Source organism: Parasediminibacterium sp. HNIBRBA5674 (genome assembly GCF_056745525.1).
The window spans coordinates 1-1478 of record NZ_JBQWIE010000086.1; the positions used below are offsets into that span (position 1 = coordinate 1).

Consider the following 1478-nt stretch of genomic DNA (forward strand, 5'->3'; position numbering starts at 1 on the left):
TTGTTTAGCAATTGGTGGTACAATTAATAGACAATTTCAACACCTTTTTCGCTGTTTCTTAAACCGAACTCACGTTATTTTACAAAACACATTGGCTTCAATAGATAGTTATTAGCTTTTTCTTAATGAAATTTTCTCACTATTGCTTTTGCGGCTTGTTTACGTCCTTTTATGAATTATTCAAAAAAAAACAGAATTTCCTCTCATCAATTTCTCTTTTCTCTAACAACAACATCGTAGCATCTTTGTAAATTATCAAAAGAAAACTTCCATAATGGCAAAAGATAAAATACTAGTGATTGGCGCAAGTGGCCAAATAGGTGTAGAATTGACATTGGCGCTTCGTAAAATTTATGGCAACAACAATGTTATTGCTAGCGATTTGCGTGAAGAGAACGAGCTTTTAAAAGGCACAGGCCCTTATGTAAGCATAGATGTGATGAATAAAGAAATGCTGCATGTGCAAGTTATTCGTCAAAACATCACACAGATTTATCTCTTAGCCGCCATTCTTTCTGCCACTGGCGAAAAAAATCCAACACTCGCATGGAATCTTAACATGCAAGGCTTACTCAATGTATTAGACATCGCAAGAGAAGAGAACCTCAAAAAAGTCTATTGGCCTTCCTCTATTGCTGTCTTTGGCCCTACAAGCCCTAAGCAAAACTGCCCACAGCAAACCGTTATCGAGCCTATCACAGTATACGGTATCAGTAAGTATGCTGGCGAGTTTTGGTGCAATTACTATCATCAGCGCTTTGGCCTCGACGTGCGTAGCCTGCGCTATCCAGGGCTTATAAGTTATAAATCTGCGCCAGGTGGCGGTACTACCGATTATGCAGTAGAAATCTTCAACGAAGCCATTGAACACAAAACCTATCAATGTTTCCTTAGCGAGAATACTTATTTGCCTATGATGTATATGACCGATGCCATCAACGCAACTATTAATCTCATGGAAGCACCAGCCGATAAAATTTCAGTGCGTACATCCTACAATGTAGCAGGCGTAAGCTTTTCACCAAAAGAAATTGCTGCCGAAATACAAACCCACATACCAGATTTTACTATCAGCTATAAGCCAGATAGCAGACAAAACATAGCAGATAGTTGGCCGCAAAGCATAGATGATATAGTAGCAAGAAACGATTGGGGCTGGCAGCCTGCATTTAATTTACAAAGGCTTACCAAAGAAATGCTAGATAATCTTAAACTTTCTTTATAGCATTTTTTCTTTTTTATGTTACAATCTGTAGTAATACTATGATGCTTCAGTTGCGTCCACTGCAACTGTGTAATTATTTTCAACTTTTATTTAAGCGTAGAATGCTGTGGTAGCTGTGCTTTAAGCGTATTTAGTTAATGGTTTTGACTATCTTTTTTCAATAAAACTGCAAATTCATTTGCTATTTAGGAATTGCGTTCTATATTTGCACCCCGCTACTATAAAAATGGTGGAAGTTCTTTAGAGGTTTAGA

General features: G+C 37.6%; 1 protein-coding gene. It reads left to right on the forward strand.

Annotated features, from left to right (window positions below; all coding sequences use genetic code 11):
- Positions 1 to 274: 274 nt before the first annotated feature.
- Complete coding sequence (locus ACT9TX_RS18340) at positions 275 to 1225, forward strand: NAD-dependent epimerase/dehydratase family protein (protein WP_481340551.1); 951 nt, start codon at positions 275 to 277, stop codon at positions 1223 to 1225.
- Positions 1226 to 1478 lie beyond the last annotated feature (253 nt).